Source organism: Phaeobacter sp. A36a-5a (genome assembly GCF_037911135.1).
Taxonomy (GTDB): Bacteria; Pseudomonadota; Alphaproteobacteria; order Rhodobacterales; family Rhodobacteraceae; genus Phaeobacter; species Phaeobacter bryozoorum.
Window position 1 is genome coordinate 1,951,688 of the sequence record NZ_JBBLYU010000001.1, and the last position, 18,914, is coordinate 1,970,601.

18 protein-coding genes are annotated in these 18,914 nt (G+C 63.4%); 11 read left to right on the top strand and 7 right to left on the bottom strand.

Annotation, left to right across the window (positions count from 1 at the left end; genetic code table 11):
* Positions 1-27: 27 nt before the first annotated feature.
* From WLQ66_RS09105 to WLQ66_RS09115, 3 genes are all read left to right on the top strand, one after another.
* The gene (locus tag WLQ66_RS09105; RefSeq protein ID WP_340546001.1) at positions 28-963 is read left to right on the top strand and encodes a thymidylate synthase; all 936 of its coding nucleotides are present in this window, start codon (positions 28-30) and stop codon (positions 961-963) included.
* Positions 964-967: 4 nt separating this feature from the next.
* Positions 968-2,392 (top strand): hypothetical protein, encoded by a 1,425-nt coding sequence (locus WLQ66_RS09110; RefSeq protein WP_340546002.1) that lies wholly within the window; start codon positions 968-970, stop codon positions 2,390-2,392.
* Between the two features lie 116 nt (positions 2,393-2,508).
* A complete protein-coding gene (locus WLQ66_RS09115) occupies positions 2,509-2,937 on the top strand; it encodes a VOC family protein (protein ID WP_340546003.1) in 429 nt (142 codons plus the stop codon).
* 433 nt (positions 2,938-3,370) lie between these two features.
* Here WLQ66_RS09115 and WLQ66_RS09120 read toward each other — a convergent pair whose 3' ends face one another.
* The 3 genes from WLQ66_RS09120 to WLQ66_RS09130 all read right to left on the bottom strand — a co-directional run bounded on the left by WLQ66_RS09120 (position 3,371) and on the right by WLQ66_RS09130 (position 4,594).
* Positions 3,371-3,868 carry a MarR family winged helix-turn-helix transcriptional regulator gene (locus WLQ66_RS09120; RefSeq protein WP_340546004.1) on the bottom strand — a complete coding sequence of 166 codons (498 nt, stop codon included), beginning with the start codon at positions 3,866-3,868 and terminating at the stop codon, positions 3,371-3,373.
* Between the two features lie 73 nt (positions 3,869-3,941).
* Entirely contained in the window at positions 3,942-4,202 is a 261-nt protein-coding gene (locus WLQ66_RS09125; RefSeq protein ID WP_340546005.1) for a succinate dehydrogenase assembly factor 2, read from the bottom strand.
* A complete protein-coding gene (locus WLQ66_RS09130) occupies positions 4,199-4,594 on the bottom strand; it encodes a helix-turn-helix domain-containing protein (protein ID WP_340546006.1) in 396 nt (131 codons plus the stop codon). The genes WLQ66_RS09125 and WLQ66_RS09130 overlap by 4 nt, the downstream gene beginning before the upstream one ends.
* Before the next feature lie 109 nt (positions 4,595-4,703).
* Here WLQ66_RS09130 and WLQ66_RS09135 point away from each other — a divergent pair, with 109 nt between their 5' ends.
* The 3 genes from WLQ66_RS09135 to WLQ66_RS09145 all read left to right on the top strand — a co-directional run bounded on the left by WLQ66_RS09135 (position 4,704) and on the right by WLQ66_RS09145 (position 7,541).
* The gene (locus WLQ66_RS09135; protein WP_340546007.1) at positions 4,704-5,906 is read left to right on the top strand and encodes a pyridoxal phosphate-dependent aminotransferase; all 1,203 of its coding nucleotides are present in this window, start codon (positions 4,704-4,706) and stop codon (positions 5,904-5,906) included.
* Positions 5,907-5,920: 14 nt separating this feature from the next.
* Entirely contained in the window at positions 5,921-6,343 is a 423-nt protein-coding gene (locus WLQ66_RS09140) for a hypothetical protein (RefSeq protein ID WP_340546008.1), read from the top strand.
* A 331-nt stretch (positions 6,344-6,674) separates the two neighbouring features.
* On the top strand, positions 6,675-7,541 hold the full coding sequence (locus WLQ66_RS09145; protein ID WP_340546009.1) for a delta-class carbonic anhydrase: 867 nt from the start codon (positions 6,675-6,677) through the stop codon (positions 7,539-7,541).
* Between the two features lie 106 nt (positions 7,542-7,647).
* Here the strand turns inward: WLQ66_RS09145 and WLQ66_RS09150 are convergent, their stop codons facing one another.
* Both WLQ66_RS09150 and WLQ66_RS09155 read right to left on the bottom strand, forming a co-directional pair.
* Positions 7,648-9,045 (bottom strand): MATE family efflux transporter, encoded by a 1,398-nt coding sequence (locus WLQ66_RS09150; protein WP_340546010.1) that lies wholly within the window; start codon positions 9,043-9,045, stop codon positions 7,648-7,650.
* A 9-nt stretch (positions 9,046-9,054) separates the two neighbouring features.
* Positions 9,055-9,216 (bottom strand): hypothetical protein, encoded by a 162-nt coding sequence (locus WLQ66_RS09155; RefSeq protein ID WP_340546011.1) that lies wholly within the window; start codon positions 9,214-9,216, stop codon positions 9,055-9,057.
* Between WLQ66_RS09155 and WLQ66_RS09160 the strand changes: the two genes are divergently transcribed.
* On the top strand, positions 9,215-9,949 hold the full coding sequence (locus tag WLQ66_RS09160; protein WP_340546012.1) for a DUF2461 domain-containing protein: 735 nt from the start codon (positions 9,215-9,217) through the stop codon (positions 9,947-9,949). The genes WLQ66_RS09155 and WLQ66_RS09160 overlap by 2 nt on opposite strands.
* Before the next feature lie 9 nt (positions 9,950-9,958).
* Here WLQ66_RS09160 and WLQ66_RS09165 read toward each other — a convergent pair whose 3' ends face one another.
* Entirely contained in the window at positions 9,959-10,567 is a 609-nt protein-coding gene (locus tag WLQ66_RS09165; protein WP_340546013.1) for a carboxymuconolactone decarboxylase family protein, read from the bottom strand.
* A gap of 231 nt (positions 10,568-10,798) precedes the next feature.
* Entirely contained in the window at positions 10,799-12,214 is a 1,416-nt protein-coding gene (locus tag WLQ66_RS09170; RefSeq protein WP_340546014.1) for a pyridoxal phosphate-dependent decarboxylase family protein, read from the bottom strand.
* 225 nt (positions 12,215-12,439) lie between these two features.
* Here WLQ66_RS09170 and parE point away from each other — a divergent pair, with 225 nt between their 5' ends.
* The 4 genes from parE (at position 12,440) to WLQ66_RS09190 (ending at position 18,854) form a co-directional block, all read left to right on the top strand.
* Positions 12,440-14,398, top strand: a complete 1,959-nt coding sequence (gene parE, locus WLQ66_RS09175) for a DNA topoisomerase IV subunit B (protein WP_340546015.1) — start codon at positions 12,440-12,442, stop codon at positions 14,396-14,398.
* On the top strand, positions 14,398-15,216 hold the full coding sequence (locus WLQ66_RS09180) for a hypothetical protein (protein ID WP_340546016.1): 819 nt from the start codon (positions 14,398-14,400) through the stop codon (positions 15,214-15,216). Before parE ends, WLQ66_RS09180 begins: the two co-directional genes overlap by 1 nt.
* Positions 15,217-15,933: 717 nt before the next feature.
* The gene (locus WLQ66_RS09185) at positions 15,934-16,686 is read left to right on the top strand and encodes a hypothetical protein (RefSeq protein ID WP_340546017.1); all 753 of its coding nucleotides are present in this window, start codon (positions 15,934-15,936) and stop codon (positions 16,684-16,686) included.
* A 101-nt stretch (positions 16,687-16,787) separates the two neighbouring features.
* On the top strand, positions 16,788-18,854 hold the full coding sequence (locus WLQ66_RS09190) for a molybdopterin-dependent oxidoreductase (protein WP_340546018.1): 2,067 nt from the start codon (positions 16,788-16,790) through the stop codon (positions 18,852-18,854).
* Positions 18,855-18,914 lie beyond the last annotated feature (60 nt).

Sequence of the window (18,914 nt, forward strand, 5' to 3'; positions counted from 1 at the left end):
AACAAAGAAAATTTGAGGTCAGTTCATATGAAGCGGGCAATGCTTGGACTTGCGGCAGCAACGCTGCTGTCGGCATGTGGCGGGGGCACCAACCCCTTTGACACGGGGGATGATACCGATGGTGGCACCACCGATCCGATTGTCCCCGAAGTGCTGGCATCTGACGTTGATAGCGTCGCCTATGACGCCGCTGCGGGCACATTGGTGATCAGCGGTCTCAGCCTTGACGACACACCGTTTTCCGCCAACTACCGCCGCCGCCCGGCGCTCGACCGCGAGGGCTATCAGGCCTATACCGCGCAGGACAGCTCGCTTGACCGTCATGTCACCGCCTATGTCCGTGAAATCGAAAACGGCGGCTTTGCAGTGGCCGTCGCCACCGGCGGTCAGTTCTCCTATTATTTTGCCGGCACCAGCTTTGGCCGTCGCGGCGGCTATTCCGCCCCGACCGAAGACGTCGCCTCCGGAGGTGTGGTGAGCTATGCTGGCACCTACGTGGGCCTGATGAACATCGCAGGCGATGGCGGCGATCTGCTGCCCGTCGCCCCCGGCACTCCGGCTGACATTCGCCCAGCCCAGTCGGCCGAGGTCACCGGCGATGCCTTCGTCAATGCCGATTTCCGCGACAATGTCGTCAATGGCACCATCTACAACCGCCAGATTGAGCCGACCACAGCGGGCGGCACCCCGCAGACGCTGGTGACACTTGACCTCGCGCCCACCGATATTGCCGACAATGGCACCTTTACCGGCACCGCCTCGCAGGTGGTCAACGGCACCCGCACCAATGTCGGCACCTATGGCGGCATCTTCGCCGGGACCGATGCCACATCGGTTGCCGGGTCCGTCTTTGCCCAGAACCACGTCGAGAATATCGACGGCATCGAGGAATACGGGATCTTTGTTCTGGGCCAATGTGGCACCGCAGAAAGTTCGGCCGTCTGCGATCAGCCGGTACCCTGATCTCATGCGGCGCTGTCTGGCCGCAGCCCTGACGCTGGCGCTGCTGCACGCAGCGCCGGCAACGGCGACCGAGCCGACCCCCGAACAACATCTCAGCCTGGAACAGGGCCGCCTGCTGGCGGCGCATTCCCTTGGCACCGGCAAACCGGAGCTGACGCTGGACCTGACCCGCGCCCTCTTGCGGGCCGACCGGCGCGATCACCTGGCCTGGTACCTGCGGGCCGCCGCGCAGGCGCAGCTGAAATCGCCCGGCGCCGGGCGCCGCTCTGCGGCGCGCGCCTATCGCTTTGCCCCCGACAGCGCAGGCAAATTCCGCGCAGCCCAGCTGGCCGCACGGCTGGCGGTGCAGGACGCCCGGCCGACGCTGGCGCAGGTCTGGCTGCGCCGCACCGCCATTCACGCCCCCGATGAGATCAGCGAAACACGCATCGCCGCCGACTATAAGGTCCTGCGGCGGATCAACCCCTGGTCCTTCCAACTGCGCGGTGAGCTGAAGCCCTCAAACAACGTCAACAACGGCGCCGACAACACGCTGGAAGTGATCGACGGCGTGCCGACACTGGGCCGGTTTGGTCCCCGGTCGGTGGCACTGGAGGGGACCGTTGCCGTGCTCGATGCCGCGATCGGCTACCGCCTGCGGGAAAGCCGCAGCAGCCTCACCACGCTGAGCGCGCGCGGCTATGTCCAGCGGGTGGCACTGTCGTCAGCCGCCAAGGCCAAGGCCGCCCCCCTCGCCCAGCAGTCCGGCACCACGGTGCCGCGCAACAGCGAATTCGGATCGACCTACGGCGAGATCACCCTGACCCATGCCTTTGCCGCTGGCCCGCCCGAACGCAAAGGCTCCGCCGCCCTCGGGCTCAGCTTTGGGACCGCCTGGTATGGCGGCGACAAAAGCTATGATCTGGTCAAACTGACCGCCCGGCGCAGCTGGCAGCTGTCGGCGCGCACCGGACTGACACTGGATGGCATGGCAGAACAGCGGCTCGACCCGCGCGGCCCCTCGCAGGATGGCGAGGTGTTCGGCATGGGCCTCCGTGTCAATCGCGCGCTGCAAAATGGCGATCAGATCGACGTCAGCCTTGCGCTGCGCGACAGCAGATCGGGCCATGTGAACACCTCCAGCCGCAGCGCCACGCTGCGGCTCGGCTATCACTTCGCCAAACCGCTGGGGCCGGCCAAAATCAGCACCGGACTGATCCTTGGCCAATCCGACTACCCGCAGTTCATCGCAGGCTTTCCCGCCCGCTACCTGGCCGATGGCCGCGAAGACCGGTCCTATTATGCCGATGTAAACCTCTTCTTCGAGGACTACGACTATGCCGGATTTGCCCCGACGCTGCGCCTGCGCGCGGGCAAAAAAGACAGCAATCACAGCCGTTTCCAGTCGCGCGAGCTATCGCTCTCGCTGGGTGTTCAGTCCAAATTCTAAGCGGATCCCGCAATCGCTCTGGTCACCGGCTCCGGACGCATTATGGTCAGGGGCCTGAGATATCTGACACGAGGCCGCGCCCCTGGGCCAGCCATCCTGACATGAGGAACACACCGATGCCACTGAAATATCTGCACACTATGGTTCGCGTCAAAGACCTGGAGACATCCATGGCCTTCTACCAGCTGCTGGGTCTCAAGGAGACCCGACGCTACGACAGCGAAAAAGGCCGCTTCTCGCTGATCTTCATGGCCGCCGAAGGGCAGGAAGAAACCCCGATCGAGCTGACCTATAACTGGGACGGCGATGATGGCCTGCCCAGCGACAGCCGCCATTTCGGCCATCTGGCCTATGGTGTGGATGATATTTACGCCACCTGCCAGCATCTGATGGACAATGGTGTCACCATCAACCGCCCGCCGCGCGACGGCCACATGGCCTTTGTCCGCTCGCCCGATAATATCTCGATCGAACTGCTGCAAAACGGCGACGCGCTGGACCCGGCAGAACCCTGGGCCAGCATGGAAAACACCGGCAGCTGGTAAGCCGCAACCGCCAGGAGGGCAGCACCATCATCGCGCGCCCTGTCCTCCCGGCGCCTGACAGCGCGGCGCTTGACCTCTGCGGCATATCTGTGCCGCCCTGCGCGCACGCCCCAGCCGCACCGCACGCCCCAGCCGCACCATCAGGGCATGCCAACCCGCAGGGCACGCAAAATTGCACCAGCCGGTTGCCCCGGTGGTGTGTCCGCCATGCTGCTGTCCGAAAAGATGGTCCAAGCCTGATGGGCCTTCTGGTCCCCGGATCCGCTCCGCTCCCGGCCTTCTGCCCCGTCAGCGTCGGTATGGCTTGGTCAGATCAGCTGCCGCGCAGCAAATCAAAAGGGTCAGGCATATCGGTGATAGTCGGCGTTCTGCCGAGAGGGATATGCGTTGCGACCGATGGAACACGCCCCGTTTCAGGCGTGCAAAACCTGGCTCAATAGATGTAGCGGATCTGGTCTGACCAGTAACGCTCCACCCGCTTCAGCGAGGCTGTGATATCCGCGATGCCCTCGCTGCTGATCACAGCTTTGCCTTCCAGGCCTTCTGCGTGGCGCGCAAACAGCGCCGCAACAATATCACGAATCTCGCGACCGCGCTCGGTCAGGCGCACCCGGACCGAACGGCGATCAATCTCGCAACGCTGGTGGTGCATATAGCCCATCTCGACCAGTTTCTTCAGGTTGTAGCTGACATTGCTGCCCTGATAGTAGCCGCGTGATTTCAATTCGCCCGCCGTGACCTCATTGTTGCCGATATTGAACAGCAGCAGTGCCTGAACCGCATTGATCTCCAGCACGCCGACACGCTCAAACTCGTCCTTGATGACGTCCAGCAGCAGACGGTGAAGACGCTCAACCATTGCGAGCGCCTCAAGGTAGCCAGTCATGAACCCTTTGGTGTCCTGCTGGCCGATTGGCATTTCCATACTCATCCGCATCTCCGACTCGATGGTGTCTGAGAGCAACAATGCGGAAAATTCCCGAAAAATCCGTTAAGCTGAAATTTTATTCTTTTTGATGAGTTTGCGCTATGTCGTCAATCAGCGCCGAGAACCGATCCGGCGCCGCCACCTGCCCAGTCACCCACTGGTACAGATCCTGATCATTCTCCTGCAAAAGCAGGTCGTAGAGATCAAGATCCGCCGGGCCCATCGTGGCCAGTGTCCGCTCGGCATAGGCGGAAAGAAGAATATCCATCTCCTTGATTCCGCGCCGCATCGAGCGCATCTGCAACCGCTTCAGCCGGTGGGCAGGCAGTTCGCTCATTGTGCGCTGCCTTCCATCACCAGGCGCAGGCGTTTTTCCAGCCGCGCCGCCCGGTCAGCATTGCTGCGCAGATCCTCGCGCAGCTGGCGCAGCTCGGTCATCACCGCCGCCAGGTCCTGCGGCATCTGTTCGCCAGCCGGGGCTTCCATGCCTTCGCCTTCGCCGGTCAGCAGCCAGCGCATCGACACATTCAGCAGCCCCGCCATCATCGACAGCTTGTTGGCGCGCGGTTCCGACCGATCCTGTTCCCAGCCGGTCAGGGTCGATTTCTTGATGCCCAGCCGACGGGCCAGCTGCGCCTGGGTCATGCCTGCTGCATCGCGTGCAGCGGCCACCCGGTCACCAAAGGTTGCCGCGTCGGGGCCATACCAATTCATGTCGTCGTTGCTCATTTGCCCGCTCCTGTTGGCCTATCGGTTTGTCTGTCTCCTGATCCCGCTTGATCGGGAGTTAGCGGCACCCTATGACAGTTCTAGATGACATTCAAACAGAGGTCTTTCCATGCAATTTCTGTCCGATAGCCTCTCCCGCGTCAAACCGTCACCCTCGATCGCCGTCACCACGCTGGCCGCTGAACTGCGTGCGGCGGGCCGTGACGTGATCGGCCTGAGCGCCGGTGAGCCTGACTTTGACACGCCCGACAATATCAAGGACGCCGCGATCCGTGCCATTCAGGCAGGCAAGACCAAATACACCGCCCCCGACGGCATCCCCGAGCTGAAGCAGGCGGTCTGCGATAAATTCGCCCGCGACAACGGGTTGGAGTATACCCCCGCGCAGGTTTCGGTTGGCACCGGCGGCAAGCAGATCCTCTACAATGCGCTGATGGCAACGCTCAATCCCGGCGATGAGGTGGTGATCCCGACCCCCTATTGGGTGTCCTACCCGGATATGGTGCGGCTGGCCGGTGGCACGCCGGTCTGTGTCGACTCCTCGCTGGAGACCGGGTTCAAGATCACCCCGGCCCAGCTGGAGGAGGCAATCACGCCGCAGACCAAATGGTTCATCTTCAACTCACCCTCGAACCCGACCGGGGCCGGCTACCACCCGGAGGAGCTGAAGGCGCTGACCGAGGTGCTGCTGCGCCACCCGCATGTCTGGGTGATGACCGATGACATGTATGAGCATCTGGTGTTCGATGATTTCACCTTCTGCACACCGGCGCAGATCGAACCGCGGCTCTATGACCGCACGCTGACCTGCAATGGTGTCTCCAAAGCCTATGCGATGACCGGCTGGCGGATCGGCTATGCCGCCGGTCCCAAGCATCTGATCGACGCGATGCGCAAGATCCAGTCGCAATCCACATCGAACCCCTGCACCATCAGCCAATGGGCTGCGGTTGAGGCGCTGAATGGCACCCAGGATTACATCCTGCCCAATACCGCTGTGTTCCGCCGTCGCCGCGATCTGGTGATTTCGATGCTCAGCCAGATCGAAGGCGTAGCCTGCCCGGTGCCGGATGGGGCCTTCTATGTCTACCCCTCCATCCATGCGCTGATCGGGCGGACCTCTGCCGGGGGCGTCAAGATCACCGACGACGAGGCCTTTGCCAAGGCGCTGCTGGCGGAGGCCAATGTGGCCGTGGTCCATGGCGCCGCCTATGGGTTGTCGCCGAACTTCCGCATCAGCTACGCTGCGGCCGATGACGTCCTGACCGAGGCCTGCCGCCGCATTCAGGCCTTCTGCGCCGCGCTGCGCTGAACGGAGCGTTTCGCATGGCTGCCTCCCTGCCGGACTATTACTTTCGCGTGCGCGACAACGGAGCCTTTGTGTTCCGCGTCGATAGTGAGAACCGGCAGCGGCGGCTGGATATGGATCAGATCGCCGTGGTGAAGCTGCGCAGCGGCGAGATCCGCGCCCATGGCGACCGTGACCTCAGTGCCGAGGATCTGAACGCGATCCGCAGCTGGATGGATCAGCGCCGCGAGACGCTGGCCACGCGCGAGATGGATGACATTCACCGCACCATCGAGCATCTGAACAGCACCGCCCATTGGGCACAAAGCAAGGCCAGCGCCGCGCAGCTGGAGGAGATCACCGACCAGCTGCTGCTCGCCATGCACGACCTGCGCTCGGTGCTGGTGCGCAAGAAGGCCGATCATCTGGCCCGTGGCGCCAAGGACAGCGCCCCCTCCTGATTAGCGTGGGCATGACCGGCCATCGGTGGCGCCGGATCTGAACATCACCCGATGCGTACGCGCGGATCTTTGGCGGCTTGCACATCATGCGTGTCGCGCCGCCGCTCCTTACGTCCTCTGTCGCTGGACGCCACCGCCAGCCCTTCGGTGAGGGGTGGGTTGCAATGGCAACCATAAGGCGATTAATATTTTCATCACACAATCATTATAGGAACCATTGGCGGCAGTTTCGGACTGTAGCGCGATCACCCCGGCCCCCTGTTCTGGTCCTGCGCAGATCCGCCACTGCCGCCACTGTTACCAGTATCATTCAGTCACAACAGGATTCCCGATGACGTCATATATTTCGATCATGCCCGCTTTTGCCGCCCTGACCCTCGCCAGCGGTGTCGCACTGGCCGCAGACAGTGCGCAGACCGTCAAGGACAGCGAAATCGACCGGCAACGTGCGGCACTGGCCATGAGCACCTTCGGGGCCGGATTTGGTCCGCAATCGCCGCGCGACATCGACATGGTCGAGGGGCAGAACCTGCGCGTCTTCAGCGCGGCACCGCCCGCCACCGAGATGAACCTCTGCAATATCCATTTCCATGAAAACGCAGAACATCGCGGCGGTGAATTCACCAGCTACGCGGGCAATGGCGATGGCAAGGGCTATGGCACCGGCTATCAATACGACGGCACGCTGAGCGAGGCGGAACTGGCGCCGCTGGACAGCCCCATCGGCGCCGAGGGCGGCCACGGCGATCTGCAACCGGGCGACACCATCGAGGTGCATTACGTCCACACCACCGCGCAGGTGACCCCGGGGCCAACGCTGGGCGCCTGCCTCAGCGATGCGATCAAGAACCCGCAGCTGCGGGTTGAGGCGCAGGTTTATGTGCTGGTCAATGACGAATACGCCGCCGATTTCACCGAGCTGACCCGTCTCACCGTTCGAAACAACCTCTATCAGGCGCAGAACATCCCGGCCAATTCCGGCACCCCGATCAGCTATGCCGGCTCCACCACCGGTCCGGGGTACAATACCACAGGCTCCCCGTTTCAGGTCACCTGGAGCGTCCGACCCAAGGTGATCCGCGTCAATATCCACAGCGTCGGCACCTGGCTCGAGCATAATTATTTCAACGAGACCCACGCCCATGGCGTCCGCAATCTGGTGACCAACCCCGATCTGCTGGCACCGATCAGCAACTAGCCCGCGCCGCGACGGCTACCGGGGTCGCGGTGATGACCCGGCAAGAGGACCAAAGGGGGCGATACCGCCCCCTTTCCGGTGCGCGGCTGACAGGTGCCTCGCGCCGTTATCCGGTGGTCAGCGTTGCGGAGGGGGCGCCCACCCGCTTGATCGAGCGGCGCCAGAACCGGATCATCAGGAACAGCCCCGCCGCCGACAGGCCGATCACCAGCCCCAGCCAGACGCCAAGCCCGCCCATGCCGAAGGTAAAGCCCAGCAGATAAGAGGCCGGTATCCCCACCGCCCAATAGCTGAGCCCCGCAATCACCATCGGCACGCCGGTGTCCTGCACACCGCGCAACAGGCCCAGCGCGATGACCTGCATACCATCCATCAGCTGAAACAGCGCCGCCGCCGCCAGCAGCACGCCGCCGATCAGCAGGATCTCGGCCTTCTGCGGGTCGGCGCTGTCCAGAAACAGCGACATCAGCGGGCCGGGCACGGTCAGGAACAGGACAATCGCCACCGACGATACCAGCAGCGACATCAGCGTCACCACCTTGCCGCCGCGTGCCAGATGCGCGCGGTCGCCGCGGCCATAGGCATTGCCCGCCCGGATGGTCGCCGCATTCGACAGCCCCAGATGCACCATGAACGTCAGCCCGCCCAGCGAAATCGCGATACCATGGGCCGCCAGCGGCACCGTGCCCAGCCAGCCCATCATCATCGCCGAGGCCGCAAACAGGCTAGCCTCGGCCAGCGTGGTCAGCCCAATCGGCAGCCCCATGCGCAGCACCCGGCCCAGCATCTCCCAGTCCGGACGCTGGAAATTCTTCAGCAGCTCATGCTCCGGCAAGGCCTTCAGCGCGTAGACCAGCACCAGCACAAAGGACAGGCCATTGGTCACCAGCGAGGCCAGCGCCGCCCCGGCAATCCCCAGTTCAGGTGCGCCCCAGTTGCCAAAGATCAGCGCATAGTTCACCAGCCCGTTCACCACCGCCCCAAAAACCGACAGCCACAGCACGATCTGGGTCCGTTCCAGCGCCGCCAGATAGGATTTCGCAACCATATAGAGCAGCGCCGGAAACAGCGCCCAGCCTGCAATCCGCAGGTATTCCGCTGCGTCATGGGCCACCTTCTCCTCCTGGCCCAGCAACAGCAGGATCGCCTCTGACCACCACAACAGCGGCATCGCCAGCACCCCGTAGACCAGCGACAGCCAAAGCCCCATGCGGGTAGAACGCCGGATCTGACGCTCTTCGCCGGCACCGGCTGCGGCGGCCACCATCGGCATCACAGCAAAGGCAAAGCCGGATCCGAACAGGAAGATCGAGAAGAAATAGGACGAGCCCAGCGTCACCGCCGCCAGCTCGTCGACCCCATACCAGCCCAGCATCACCGTATCGGTCAACCCGATGGCAAACTGCGCCACATGCCCGCCAATCAACGGCAGGCCAAGCACGGCAATGGCGCGACTATGGGCAAGGAGTGTGTTCGGGGCGGGCGCGGGCAATCTCTGTGTCATATGCAAGCCTTAGGCACGGGTCGACAGGACGGCAAGCCTCATTTCCGCTCCGGTTGCAATCTGCCCGCCGACTTCTGCCGTGCCGGTTATGCGCGCCGTCTTATGGGTACGATCTGCGGCAAATGTGATATGCTGGCGGTGCCGATCATCGCCAGCAAGGAGCGCCTGCATGTCCGATCTCACACGCCAGCTGATCCCTGATGCGCAGGCCTTCCTGACGGAGCTGTCGCAGAACAACAGCCGCGACTGGTTCCAGACGCATAAGGCCCGCTATGACGACCAGCTGCGCCGCCCGGCAGAGGCGCTGCTGGCTGAGGTTGCCGATTACCTGCGCCCGCATCATCCCGGCATTCAGGGCAAGCTGTTCCGGCCCCAGCGCGATCTGCGGTTTTCCAGGGACAAGACCCCCTATCACACCCATCTGCATATGCTGTGGAAGCTGCCGCTGCTGCCGGGGGCCGGGCTGTTCTTTGGCATCGACCCGGCCCGGCTGCGCGTCGGCGGCGGTGTCATGAGCCTTGACGGTGCTGCGCTCAGCCGCTGGCGCATTGCGGTTGCGGGCCGACCGCTGGTCCGGGTCTATCCGACGGCAGGCCTCGACCAGATCGACGGGCGCAGACAGCCCCCCGACAGCGGCTTTGCCGATGAGCTGGCGGCGCTGCTGGATATCCTCACCCTCAAGGGGTTTCGACCCAACGCGGCTGAGCTGAAACGGGTGCCGGGGCCACAGGATCAGACCCATCCCCACGCCGATCTCCTGCGCCGCAAGTCGCTGACCCTGTGGTCTGATCTCGACCTCACGTCGCCGGTGGATCCAAAGGCCGCGATCTGTAGCGCAGCTCTCGTGCTGGCACCCGTCTTCACCCTGTTGCGCCCGATCCTGACCAAGCCGGTCGCTGCCTGATCGCCGGGATCAGCTGTGGCCCCAGTCCTCCGGATTGTCGCTGTTGTTGGGGCTCAGCCCCAGCACATCCCCCCGGATCGAACAGCCCAGCCCCAGCACGGTGCGGTTGGCATAGGAGAAATAGGCGCAGACCTGATTGATCTCCAGAATCTGCCCGTCATCCAGACCGGCGGCCCGCAGCGCATGGATATCCGCCTCGATCAGCGCGGCCGGGGCTTCGGTCAGCTTGCGCGCATAGACCAGCCCGGCCCGCTGCGCCGGATCCAACGGCGCCAGCTGCGGGTTGCGCGCCTCGATCGCGGCGCGGATCTCCTGCCCCCGCGCCTCATCCGCCAGCAGCCGCTGGAGGCCGGCAAAATGGTGCTCCACGCAATAGGCGCAGTCATTCAGGGACGAGACCCAGACTCCCAGCACCTCCAGATACCATTTCGGCAGGCTGTTGCAGCTGTGGTGCAGCACATTCTTGTAAAGCGCCATATGCCCTTCCATCGAATGCGGCCGCAGACTGTGCACCATCATGATGTTGTCGACATTGTTGCCCGGCCCGGTCACCCGCTCGTAGAGCTTTTTCAGCTTGCCGGTTGCCTCTTCAAACGGAACGGTCCTGATCCAGGCCATGTCACTCTCCCTAATTGTCTGACCCGAGAGTAGCGGGATCTGACGTGGCGGAAAGACGGAACCGAACGTCACAGATGTTACGCAAGGCGGCACCGCCGCCCCGCGCCTGCCTGCCCCCCGGCAGGCGCGTTCACCGGCGCAACAAGACGCAACGGCAATCATCTATCGCGCCGGACGCCAAGCCGCGCCGTCACGCCTGCGCCCGCCCAGGCAGGCGCGGGGCTCATCGCTTTACGTCGCCGCCTCCCGCGCCACCGCGGCAATCGCCGCCCGCACATCCGCCGCGCGGCTGCGGTGGTTGGTGATCGCCGCGCGCAGCATCACGCGGCCCTCCGCACGGGTAGTCGAGAACACCGCCTCGCCGCTTTCCTGCAGGGTCTGGGCAATATGCGCGTTGATCACAGACTGCGCCTCCGGCGCCAGATCGCTGCGCGCGGTAAAGACGCAGATATTCGATACCACCCGCGCGCCCAGTGCCATCAGCGGCTGCGCCTCAACCTCAGCCGCCATCAGCGCCGCCAGCTCGCAATTGCCGGTGATCGCCTCGCAGAACGCCGCCTCGCCATAGGTCTCAAGCGCCGTCCAGACCTTCAGCGCCCGGTTGCCACGGCTGAGGTCGATGCCATAGTCGCAGAACCACGGCTCACCGCCCGCCAGCCCGCGCTCGGCGCCTTCCAGATAGGCAGGCCGCGCCGCAAAGGCCGCCCGGTGCTCCTCCTCGTTGCGCAGCAGCGCCATGCCGCAGTCATAGCCCACATACATCCATTTGTGGAAATCCAGCGCGATGCTATCGGCCCGGCCGATCCCGTCGCTCAGCGACCGGTAAGGCTCCGCCGCAATCCGCGTCCAGGCGCCAAAGGCCCCGTCCACATGCAGCCAAAGCCCCAAATCCGCTGCCGCATCGGCCAAGGCATTCAGATCGTCAAACTGCCCCAGATCCACGGTGCCCGCATTGCCCACCAGCAGAAAGGGCAGCGCGCCCTTGGCCCGATCCTCGGCCACCATCCGGGCCAAGGCCGCGCAGTCCAGCCGGCCATCGACCAGCGGCACCTTGCGCAGATTGTCCGAACCGATACCCAACAGCTCCACCGCCTTCAGCGAGGCATTATGCACGCCCTCGCCCGCATAGGCGGTCAGCCGCACCGCGCCCTGGCCGGTCTTGCGGACATCCTTCAGCACCCGCAGCCGCGCCGCCTGAAAGGCAATCACCGTCGCCTGCGAGGTGCCGGTCACCAGAATGCCGCTGGCCCCCTCCGGCATCCCCATTTTGCGGCGCGTCCAGTCGACAACCGCGCGCTCCATGTAGTTCGCGCCATGGTCGCGCCCGCCCATATTGGCATTGACCGCCGCCGCCGCAACCGAGGCGATCAGATCCGTCGCCAGACCCGATCCCTGCACCCAGCCCCAGAACCGCGGATGGGTGTTGCCACCGTGATAGGGCAGCACGTCCCGGATGATCCGGTCGACCGTCTCTTGCGGCCCCAGCGCCTCCGCCGTCACCGCATAGCGCGCGTCAATATCCTCCGGCATCGGCTGCCAGGGGCGCTCCGCTGCCTCTTGCATCTGGTCCAGCGCCGCCTCCAGCATCCGCTGCGCCTCAGCGCGGAACACCGCCCAATCCTGCGTCTTGATCCCAGTCTCAGCCACCCGCGCGCCCTCCTCCTGCCTGCCGCTGCCCACAGGTGTAGCCCGCAAGCCCAGGCGCCGCACGAAGAATATCGCCGCACCCAGTTGCCCGGCCTTACCACCGATAAACTGATCGCCGCGCGCCCTGCCCTGCCTTATCCACAGCCCCTTGCGTGCCTCTTCCACCCGGCCCCAACACCTGCCATAATGGCGGCCAATCAAAACCAACCAAGAGCAGCCCCGCATATGGCCGACGACCTCCTCAGCACGCCCGCTTCTGAGACCTATGACGCTTCCTCGATCGAGGTTCTGGAAGGCCTCGAACCGGTCCGCCAGCGCCCCGGCATGTATATTGGCGGCACCGATGAGCGCGCGCTGCACCATATGGTCGCCGAGATCCTCGACAACTCCATGGACGAGGCCGTCGCGGGCCACGCCAACCGGATCGAGGTGACGCTGCACGCGGATTTTTCCGTCACCATCTCCGACAATGGCCGTGGCATCCCGATTGATCCGCACCCGAAGTTCCCGGACAAATCGGCACTTGAGGTGATCCTCTGCACCCTGCACGCAGGCGGCAAATTCTCCGGCAAGGCCTATCAGACCTCTGGCGGTCTGCACGGCGTCGGCTCCTCCGTGGTGAACGCGCTGTCGGATTCCATGGTCGTGCAAGTGGCCAAGAACAAGGAACTGTTCGAACAGCGTTTCTCCCGCGGGTTGCCGCAGGGTCCGGTGGAAAAAATCGGCGCCGCCCCCAACAAGCGCGGCACCTTTGTCACCTTCCACGCCGATGAGCAGATCTTCGGCTCCCACCGGTTCAAGCCCAAGCGCCTGTTTACCCTGGTGCGCTCCAAGGCCTATCTGTTCTCCGGCGTCGAAATCCGCTGGAAATCGGAAATCGACGACAATGAGACCCCGACCGAGGCCACCTTCCACTTCCCCGGCGGCCTCAAGGACTACCTGACAGAGGTGCTCGGCAAATCCTCCGTCTACGCCGACCAGCCCTTTGCCGGTAAGGTTGAGTTCCGCGAGAAATTCAACGCGCCGGGATACGTGGAATGGGCGATCAACTGGACCCCGTCCCGCGACGGCTTCACCCAGTCCTACTGTAACACCGTCCCCACACCCGAGGGCGGCACCCATGTGGCGGGCTTCTGGGCCGCAATCCTAAAAGGGATCAAGGCCTACGGCGAGCTGGTCAGCAACAAGAAGGCTGGCAACATCACCCGCGACGACCTGATGGCGGGCGGCTGCGCGCTGGTCTCTTGTTTCATCGCCGATCCCGCCTTTGTCGGCCAGACCAAGGACCGCCTCTCGACCGAGGCTGCCGCCAAGATGGTGGAAAACTCGGTCCGCGATCATTTCGACAACTGGCTGGCCGCCGATACCAAATCGGCCGGCGCCATCCTCGACTTTCTCGTGCTGCGCGCCGAGGAACGCCTGCGCCGCAAGCAGGAAAAAGAGACCCAGCGCAAATCCGCCACCAAGAAACTGCGCCTGCCCGGCAAGCTGACCGACTGCACCTCCAAGGACCGCGCCGGCACCGAACTGTTCATCGTCGAGGGCGACTCCGCGGGCGGTTCCGGCAAGGGCGCGCGCAACCGGGTCAATCAGGCGCTCCTGCCCCTGAAGGGCAAGATCCTGAACGTGCTGGGCGCGGCCTCCAACAAACTCGGCTCCAATCAGGAGATCAACGACCTCTGCGAGGCGCTTGGCGTCGGCCTTGGCACCAAATTCAACCTCGACGATCTGCGCTATGACAAGATCATCATCATGACCGATGCGGACGTCGACGGCGCCCATATCGCCTCGTTGCTGATGACCTTCTTCTTCACGCAGATGCGCCCGCTCATTGACGGCGGCCACCTCTACCTCGCCTGCCCGCCGCTGTTCCGCCTGACCCAGGGTGCGCGCCGCGTCTACTGCCTCGATGAGGCCGAGCGCGACAAATGGCTGGAGAAGGGCCTCGGCGGCAAGGGCAAGATCGACGTCTCCCGCTTCAAGGGTCTTGGCGAAATGGACGCCAAGGATTTGAAAGAGACCACGATGGACCCCAAGACTCGCAAGCTGATCCGCGTCACCATCGACGAGGACGAGCCGGGCGAAACCGGCGATTTGGTCGAGCGCCTGATGGGCAAGAAACCCGAGCTCCGCTTCCAGTACATCCAGGAAAACGCGAAGTTCGTGGAGGAGCTGGATGTTTAATGGCCAGAAAGAAAATTGGCGTTTGTCGGCTAACAGAAAATGAAGGCAAACTTGTAAAATCGCATATTATCCCCCAGGCCTTTACACGGCCAACTATATCTGGCGCACCGTTGCTGCAATCGACAAAGGGGCGCGGACACTTAAGGCGTTGGACTAGCTGGTATGATTCATCCTTAGTAACACGAGATGGAGAAGACTTGCTAAGCGAGATAGACGACCTTGCAGTCAAGGAACTACGACGCGCGAAATTGGTCTGGTCTGGTTGGAACTTTCACCTGCCGAGAGAAATGGTATTCGGGCCGATGTCTGCAGACCATGGAATCAGAATTGTACAGAATTTCAATCAAGAAGCTGTTTGTCTGTTTTTCTGGAGTATCGCTTGGCGTGCGAGTGTATCAAAAATTCCGGATATGCAAAATTTCTCTCTTCCTAGCCAAATAGAAGAGAAGGCAAAATCCGCCATACTAAAAAGGCGTATTGACTGCGCAGAAATGCCTGTATCGCTTATTCAGCTTTCAACAAAAGGTGAGCCGCATAACCACAGTCCAATTTTGGACGAAAAGGTGACCCCGACATTTGGCGACTTGCCTGAGAAAACGATACCAATCGCAAGAATATATTTGGATGGACTAATCGCTCACTTGCACCTAGAGCCAGAGAGTTTCGAAGGAACGAATGAACATGGCCTCTTCCTCGGGGAAAGTGAAAATATTACTGTTACTACAATAAGCTACGAAAAATCATTTCAATACGAAAATCTGCTGACTGTTGCTTTTGAAAGCTATTTTGGGCCTTTAACGTCGCCCAACTTCAGTTAGTTTACCTAAGCCTTCCAAAACAATGTATCTACTAACGCCCTCCCCGCACCACAAGGCCCGCGCTTGACCTTGGGGAGGCGTGAAGCGCCTTCCCGGGGGGAAGGTCAGGCGCGGGCCGTGCGGCTGGCGCCCCACGTCCCAAAGGGGCACACCGTCAGCTCCTTCACCTTCCCCAAATACTCCCGCCCCCTGCCCGGCAGGCGGCTTTGCCGCCGAGAGGCGGGAGGCATCCCGCCTATAGGTCTGCGCCTGCCGGGGGCTGGCACGCGGCCCGGTCAAGGTGGCTCGTACCCCCGTTGCGCCAGCCCCCGGACCACCGCACGCCCCTTCCACCTTCGCTTAAACCCGATCTGCCAGACTGATCCCGTCGCGACATCCGGGGCGGACTGACACCCCGCCTCACCACCTGGAGATCGGACGCCACGGCCAGCAACCGGGGCGGTTCGCAGATATCTCGCGAAGATGGGCAATCCCCATCCCACCCTCCGCCTCTGGCCCCAGTGGAGACATTGGGCCCTTGGCGGCGCCGCCTGCTCTTTGCTGCCCGCAGCACCGACCCGTTCCCCACCACGCGGGTGACATCACAATCAGGACATCCCCCACCGCGCCACTGGGCATCACCGGCCGCGCGGTGATAGCGCTTGCCTGCAAGGCGCTGGTCTTTCTACACTTCCCCTGAGCCAGCCCACCCCGGACCCACCCGCAGGAGCCGCCGCCATGATGACCATCGCCGACAATCAGCTGCTGCTGATCCTCCTGTGTTTCGGCGCGGGCAGCCTCGGCACCGCGCTGCTGTTTCGCCATCCAGCAGGACACCGGGTCTGGCGGCTGGCGGATCTGGGCTGGGTGGTGCTCGGCGGTATCGGCGCGCTGGTCGCTGTGCTGGCGGGCATCTACAAGGCCGACACCGGGCGGCTGGAACGGCAGATCGACATCGCCTATGCCGCCACCGCCTCTTTTGACCGCGACGCCGCGCGCTTTCGCCTGCGCTTCTGCGATCCAGCCTATGACAGCGATATCGCCACGCTCTGCGACAAGATCGAGTTTCTCTCCGCCTCCACCGCGGGCAATGCCGAGCTGCCGCTGTTCATCGCCGTCACCGATCAGGTCACCCCGCTGCAGGGGCTGCGGCTGATCTTTGGCCGCGCCGAGCACACGCCTGAGATGATGGAAATGGCCGCCAAGGCGGATGCATTCGATCCCGCGGCCTTCACCGTTTTTACCGCGCTGGATGCCCCGACCGAAGCCGCCGTCGACACCCTGCGCCGCAAGGTGCCGACCATTGCGGGCGATTTTCTCATCCTGGCCCGCGCCTATGACGCGCTGATCGGGCAGATCACCCAGCTCAAGAGCGAATGGGAATATCTTCAGGACAACGCACATATTCTGGTGTTGCAGATCCTCGCGCTCTGCATGGTGGCCTTTGCCGCGCCGTTCCGGCTGGGCAAATCTGTGGTGGATCTGCGCTAGGTCCTGGCCTTATCAAAACTCACCGAACTGGCCATTTCGACAAGGTCACATTCCAGGCTAGGCTGACCGCGACAGACCCTTTCAGATTTGCGAGCCCAGCCATGCGCGACAACGCCCCTGCCGATAGCCCGACCACCCAGTTGCCCAGCGTCTGCCCGCTGGATTGCCCCGACACCTGCAGCCTCAGCGTCAGTGTCACGGATGGCGAGATCACGGCGGTGCGCGGATCACACGCCAATCCGCTGACCGACGCGGTGATCTGCAACAAGGTGGCGCGCAGTTTTGCAGGCTTCGTGCATGGTCCCAACCGGCTGACCCAGCCGCTGCGCCGCAGCGGCCCGCGCGGCAGCGGCAGCTATGAGCCGATCAGCTGGGAGCAGGCGCTGGACCTGATCCACGCCGGGTTCATGCGCGCAATCACCGCCCACGGCGCGCAATCGGTGCTGCCCTTCAACTACGCAGGCCCCCACGGCGAGCTGGCCGGCGGGTCGATGGACCGGCGATTTTTCTACCACATGGGCGCAACCCGGCTGAACCGGGGGCCGCTCTGCGGCGGGGTGCGCGGTGGCGCCTATGAGAGCCTGTTCGGCCCCGCTCCCGGCATGCCGCCACAGCAGCTGCTGCATTCGGATCTGGTGCTGGTCTGGGGCAATAACATTACGGTTTCCAACCTGCATATGGCGCCGCTGCTGAAACAGGCCCGCACCAAGGGCGCACGGCTGGTGGTGATCGACCCCAAACGCACCAAGATTGCCGAACACTGCGACCTGCATCTGCAACCGGTGCCGGGCACCGATGTGGTGCTGGCAATGGCGCTGGCGGCTGAGCTGGAGCGGCGCGGCGCGCTGGATCATGACTTCATCGCCCAATGGACCACCGGATCAGAACCATACCTGAAGGCTGCCCGCAGCTATACCCCCGATCAGGCGGCCGAGGTCTGCGGCATCCCGCTGGCGCAGTTCCACCAGCTGGCGGATTGGATCGCACAGGCCCGCTGCATGTCCACCTCGCTCGGCAACGGGATCGAGCGCGGACGCTCCGGCGGCTCCGGCCTGCGGGCGGCCATGGCGCTCCAGGCGCTGACCGGCCATCACGGGCGGCTGGGTGCCGGGGTGCTGGCCAAACCCGGCCTCGCCGCCCCCAAAACACAGGACCGCTTGCAGGCCAGCCACCTGATCGACCCGGACACACGGGTTTTCAACATCGTCGATGTGGCGCGCAAACTGCTGGATCGCGATATGCGCATCCCGGTCAAGGCGGTGATGATCTACAATCACAACCCGGTCGCCACCCACCCCGATCAGGCCCGCCTGATCGAAGCGCTCAGTCAGGAGGATATCTTTATCGCGGGCTGCGATGTGGCGATGACCGATTCCATGCGGATGTGCGATGTGATCCTGCCTGCCGCCAGCCATTTTGAATATGACGATGTCTATGGTGCTTATGGCCAGAACTTCATCCAGCGTGCCGCCCCGGTGATCCCACTGGTGGGCGACAGCCTGCCCAATACCGAGATTTTCCGCCGTCTGGCCGCGCGGTTCGGCTATAACGACCCGCTGTTTCAGGCCAGCGATGCCGAGCTGATGGATCAGGCGCTGGACGGCAATCATCCGCAGCTTCAGGGCCACCGCCCCAGTGAAATCCCCCTCGACCGGGCGCTGGAAATCACCGCTGCCGAGGGCGCCGCACCGATCCTTTGTGATACGGTTGCGCCGGCCACCGCCTCGGGCAAGATCGAGCTGTTCAGCGAGGACTACGAGAGCCGCTACGGCTTTGGCGTACCGCGTTATGATCCGGTGCCGCGCAGCGCCCCCTTTGTGCTGATCACGCCGTCCTCGGCGAAACGCACCAATGCCACCTTTGGCGATCAGCCACCCTCAGATGGGGCCGAAATGCTCGAAATGCACCCAAAGGATGCCGCCAGCCGTGAGCTGACCGATGGCGATCTGCTGGAGGTCTTCAACGATCGGGCCACCGTCACCCTGCGGCTGAAAATCAGCGATGCCACCCGTCCCGGCGTGCTCTACAGCCCCAAGGGCACCTGGCGCGCCAGCAGCGCCACGGGTCTGACCGTGAATGCGCTGATTCCCGCCGATATCCGCACCGATACCGAAGATGGCGCCTGCTATAACGAGACCTTCGTGGACCTGCGCCGCGCTGCCAGCTGACCACGCAACAAAGCTCGCAAAACCAGTTCCCACCCCGGCGCAACTTGTCCTAGGGTGGGT